The organism is Planktosalinus sp. (assembly GCF_059864935.1).
In genome coordinates, this window is the sequence record NZ_JCBCCK010000239.1 from 1 (window position 1) to 5778 (window position 5778).

The 5778-nt window shown below is 40.3% G+C and carries 2 protein-coding genes and 1 pseudogene; 2 read left to right on the forward strand and 1 reads right to left on the reverse strand.

All coding sequences use genetic code 11. The features are described 5' to 3' along the window. Together AC6F75_RS08305 and AC6F75_RS08310 are read left to right on the forward strand one after the other, a co-directional pair. Positions 1-2218: pseudogene (locus AC6F75_RS08305) on the forward strand (AsmA family protein); the annotation flags it as partial. A 152-nt stretch (positions 2219-2370) separates the two neighbouring features. Next, entirely contained in the window at positions 2371-4389 is a 2019-nt protein-coding gene (locus AC6F75_RS08310; protein ID WP_500714540.1) for a translocation/assembly module TamB domain-containing protein, read from the forward strand. On the opposite strand, the gene AC6F75_RS08315 is transcribed toward AC6F75_RS08310, so the two are convergent. Next, on the reverse strand, positions 4386-5778 hold a 1393-nt coding region (locus AC6F75_RS08315; protein ID WP_500714541.1), incomplete at its 5' end, for a sodium:solute symporter family transporter. The two genes, AC6F75_RS08310 and AC6F75_RS08315, sit on opposite strands and share 4 nt — an antisense overlap.

The following is a 5778-nucleotide window of genomic DNA, read 5'->3' on the forward strand; positions in this document are numbered from 1 at the left end:
AGCTCTTTTAATTTCGCTCTCTTTCCCTTCTGTACAAACTTATGTGGCACAAAAAGTGACCAAAAACCTGAATGAGCGTTATGATACCGATATCAATATTGACAGAATTGGTATCAACCGCAAGGGAGAAGTTACTTTACAAGGGGTGTATATTGCAGATCATCATCAGGATACATTGATTTACGCAAGGGATGTAAGCACCACCATTTTAAGTTTCAGGAACCTCTTAAAAACCAATCTTAATTTTGGGGACTTGCTCCTTGAGGACGCTAAGCTGTATGTGAAAACTTATCAAGGTGAAGAACGGGACAACCTGTCAATATTTACCAGAAAATTTGCGCCTGAGACACCACTTGAAGATCCACCTCCTTTTATAATGGAATCCCGCACGCTTACCCTTACCAACACCATCATCAAAATAACCGATGAAAATCTTGAAGATATTGAAGTTGTTACTTTTAAAAATGTTTCTTTGGAAGCAAAAGATTTTAGGTTACTTGATTCTGATGTCTGGGCAGATATTCAGGATATGCGTTTTATTTATAATGACAAATTGTTTGTTGAAAGCCTGAAGGCTGATTTTGAATATACAGTCACAAAAATTGAATTGAGGAGTTTAGATTTAAAAACATCAGAGAGTACCATTGATGGGGATGTAATCCTTCATTTTGATGAAACAGGTTTTTCAGATTTTGTAAACACGGTCATTTTTGAGGCAGATTTCAGGGAAGCACATATTTCGACAAATGAACTGAATCTTTTTTACAATGAATTTGGGATAGACCAAACCATAACTTTTAAAGGACATTTGGAAGGCCCATTAAACGACTTTACGCTTGATGGCTTTGAATTTAGAAATCAAAATACCAGCATAAGCGGGGATTTTAAAATCAAAAATGTACTGAAAGAAGGAGATGATTACAGGATCACTGCAACAAACCACAGCATCAAATCCAATTACTATGACCTGAGACGTTTTATGCCGAATGTTTTAGGAAATGTCTTGCCCAAAGAACTTGAAAATTTGAGGGATTTTACTTTTGATGGCAATACCACAATTACCGGGACTGAGTTGGACACTGAATCTACAATCCGGTCGGCTTTAGGAAATGCAACAACCAACCTGAAAATGGGCAATATCAACAATGTGGATGATGCCACCTATAAAGGCACCTTAGATGTCACCAATTTTAATTTGGGCAGGTTGTTGAATACCCAAACAGTTGGCCGCACAACCGCCAGACTTCGTTTTGACGGAAGAGGATTTTCTCAGGAAACTGTAAATACCGAGCTTTCCGGAAGAATTTCCAGTTTTACTTTAAATGAATATACTTATACCAATGTAAATGTGAGTGGCAGGCTCCAAAACCCCATTTTTAACGGAAAACTCACAATTGACGACCCCAACATGAAATTGAGTTTTGAAGGACTTATAGATGTTACCGAAGAACAGAATAACTATGACTTTGATGCAGTTATTGAATATGCAGATTTGTATGCCACCAATATTTTTACCCGGGACACTATTTCGATTTTCACCGGCCGAGTTGGAATGGACATGCGTGGAACCAGTGTGGACGATGTGAGAGGAGTGATTCGTATTGCAGAAAGCACTTATCAAAATCCAATTGACGATTACTATTTTGACGACATACTTATTTTGTCCACTTTTGACGAGGATGAGCGTACCATACAAGTAATTTCACCAGATGTAGTCAGTGGAAAGCTTACGGGGAATTTTTTACTGGCGGATTTACCCAATCTGTTTCAAAACTCAATTGCAAGTATTTATGCCAATTATACCCCAATAAAAACCACTGAAAATCAGTATGTCACTTTTAATTTTGAAATTTTCAACAAAATAGTTGAAGTCATCGTTCCGGAGATAAAACTGGGTGATAATACAACCATAAGGGGATCTGTTGCATCAGACGAATCAAAATTCAAATTGAATTTCCGATCACCTGAAATAACCGCTTACGGAAATTATATCGAAAACATTGCCCTTCAGGTAGATAATAATAACCCCCTTTTCAATACCTATTTGGAAATCGATTCCGTTGATTTGGGTATTTATCAATTTTTCGATTTGAGTTTAGTCAATGTAACACTTTCAGACACCTTGTTTGTGCGTTCTGAAATGAAAGGGGGCCAACTAAAAAAGACGAATATAACCTCTCTCTTTACCATACCATCAACAAACAAGGAAAATCTTTAATTGGCTTAAAACGTTCGGAAATTGTTTTTAAAGACAATCCTTGGTTTATCAATGAACAAAACGACACCCTAAACAAAATTGTTTTTGATAATAATTTCAAGGATATCATTATCGACTCACTGGTGATCAGCCATCAACAGGAGCTCATACAGATGGCCGGAAAATTGAGTGACAGCAGCTATAAAGACATTCGTCTGTATTTCAGGGATGTAGATATTGGCAAAATTACCCCCGAAATTGATAGCCTTGACCTTTACGGAAACGTAAACGGAAATTTTACTTTCATTCAACGTGAGGAACTGTTTTATCCCAGTTCAAATGTTACCATTGACAGACTTAGGGTAAACGATATTGAATTGGGCGATCTGGTGCTCAGTATTACCGGAAGCGAGGATTTAAGGCGTTATGACATCAATACCACACTTTCCAATCAAAAAATTAAATCAGTAACGGCCATTGGAAAAATAGAGGTGGATGACATTAGTTCTACTATCGATCTCGATGTGGAACTCAATGAGTTTAACCTAGCTTCCATCAGTCCGTTTGGGGGGAACATTATTACAGATATTCGCGGTTTTGTTTCCGGTAATTCCCGTATTGTAGGCAACTATAAATCGCCCGACATTAGTGGCCGACTCGACTTAAATCGTGCAGGAATGAAAGTGCCTTACCTGAATATAGATTTTGATTTCAGGGATGAAACCCGAATTTTATTGACCAAAAACCGTTTTAATATTCCCCTTACAGAAATAACCGATACCAATTTCAACACCAAAGCTAACCTGACTGGCTATTTTGACCATGATAATTTTTCCAACTGGCTGATGAATCTGGACATTACTACAGACCGTTTTCTGGTTCTCGATACTAAGGCCGATGAAGATGCACTTTATTATGGTACCGCGTTTATTGCCGGGAATGCTTCTTTATCTGGTCCTGTTGACGAGTTGGTAATTAAAGTTGATGCCCGAACGGCAAGCGGAACTTCTTTTAAAATTCCTATTAGCGATACAGAATCTATAGGTGACGATAGTTATATTTATTTCCTTTCTCCTGAAGAAAAAGCAGCACGTATTTCGGGAGAGACCATAGTCAGAGATGATTTAAAAGGGCTCACTCTGGAATTTGATCTTGAAATAACCAGAGATGCAGAAGTGGAAGTTGTTGTGGATATAAAAAACAATTCAACGTTAAAAGGTAGAGGTGAAGGTATTTTGTACATTGAAATCAATACTCTTGGGCGTTTCAATATGTGGGGGGATTTTCTGGTTTATACCGCAGTTTATGATTTCAGGTATGCCGGTTTGGTGCAAAAGCAATTTGTTGTGGAGCGCGGTGGACATATCAGTTGGAATGGCGACCCCGAGCGTGCCAATATAGACATTAGGGCGGTCTATGAAACCTCTGCCAATCCTTCAGTGTTACTTGACAACCCAACATTTAACCGAAAGATCCCTGTTGATGTCACTATTGAATTACGTGGAGAACTAATCTCACCCGAAATGGAATATTTAATCGATTTCCCAACAGCCAGCTCGATTGTAAAGTCTGAACTGGAATACAAACTGGATGACAGGCAGCAAAGGGAACTTCAGGTGCTTTATCTCATTTCAACCGGTTCTTTCTCCAGCGACAGGTTTACCGTTGATCAAGGAACAGCCACTTTTGTCGAACGTTTTTCTGGACTGGTTAATGAGATTTTTGCAGATCAGGATGGTAAATTCAATGTGGCACTTGCATATACTCCCGGAACGCGAACACGTGACCTTGAGACTTCAGATCGGGTGGGCCTAACCTTTACGTCGCAGGTGAGTGACCGGGTACTCATTGATGGTAGGGTGGGTGTGCCTGTGGGCGGTTTGCAGAACAATACCGTGGCCGGTGATTTCCAGATTCAGGTGCTGCTCAATGAGGAAGGAAACTTCAAATGGAACATCTTTAACCGTGAAACCCAGGTTCAATTTATTGGTGAAAACCAAGGTTTTGAACAAGGAACAGGTTTGTCCTATTCGCTCGAATTTGATTCGTTCAGTGAATTGAGACAACGCATTTTCAGAAAACGTGAAAAAGCCCCTGAAGGCACAGACGAGCGACCTCTTGAACGAACTGAGCGCCGAGTACTCGATGTTTTAACAACTGAAGAGGACGATAATGAAGAAGAAAATGATTAAAATTTGTCCCTGATTCGAATGAGAACCACTATGCTCAAAATAGTAATACTTGACAACAATAACCCAATTCCTGTATTTCCATAGATAAAAAAGCCGGTTGCAAACAAAAAGCAATAGACTCCCACGATGGCCATTATCAGTGCCAGAAATTTATACCTGAAATTATTAAATTTATTTTCGCATTTAAACACCAAAGTTTCAAAAGCCTCAATGGTTTTGATTTCTGAAGGCCGTGTTGCAAAAGTTACAACCACCCAGCTTATGGTTGTGATAACAACACCGGCAACCAGTTGCCAGTGTGTTTCCATCACCACAAAAGGAGCATCCAGACGGTTGTTAATAAAGAAAAACACGGCGATTAAAAAAGAAACAAGCATCGCGGTAATCTCACTGTATGGATTGATGCGTCTCCAGAACCAACGCATAATAAACAACAATCCTGTACCGGCACCAATCTGCAACAAGAGGTTAAACGCTTCAAGTGCTTCTTCCAGCTTCAGCGACAACAAGGCTGCAAAAAGTATCATCACAAAAGTGGAAATTCTTCCCACTAAAACTTTACTTTTTTCGGAAGCGTCCTTATTGACAAAACGTGCATAAAAATCATTCACTACATAAGAAGAACCCCAGTTGAGATGAGTGGAAATGGTACTCATAAACGCAGCTACCAGCGAGGTAATCACCAGTCCGAGTAACCCGGCAGGCAGTAAACGCAGCATAGCAGGGTATGACAGGTCATTTCTCACAAAGTCCGGGTTCATATCCGGAAAGGCTTGCTGCAGGCTCATCAAATCAGGATAGACTATTAGCGAAGCCATCCCAATAATAATCCAGGGCCAGGGACGTAAAGCGTAATGGGCAAAGTTAAAGAACAATGTGGCCCAGGTGGCGTGTTTTTCGTTTTTGGCAGCCAGCATCCGCTGTGCGATGTATCCGCCACCACCGGGTTCTGCACCGGGATACCAGACACTCCACCACTGTACAGCCAATGGAATGATGAGCAATGGTACAACTACTTCCCAGTTAGTAAAGTCGGGAAGGAAGCTGAGTTTGCCTTCAAGTTCGGGAGCGGCCAGCATCGTGGTTAAACCACCCACCTTTTCGTGATTGACAATGTAAACGGCTGCCCAGATACTTCCCACCATCGCTATGATAAATTGTACAAAATCGGTGAGGAGTACCCCCCGTAATCCACCGAGCATCGAGTAAACGACCGTTACCGAACAAGCGATAAATAAACTTTGAAATTCGTTGAAACCAAACATCACATGCCCAATTTTTATGGCAGCCAAACATACATTGGCCATAATCACTATGTTGAAGAACACCCCCAAATAAATAGCCCGGAAACCTCTTAAAAAAGCGGCGCTTTTTCCGCTGTAGCGCAAT

Coding starts and splice junctions, on each gene's coding strand:
- AC6F75_RS08310 (WP_500714540.1), top strand. CDS start 2,371: ATGGCCGGAAAATTGAGTGACAGCAGCTATAAAGACATTCGTCTGTAT.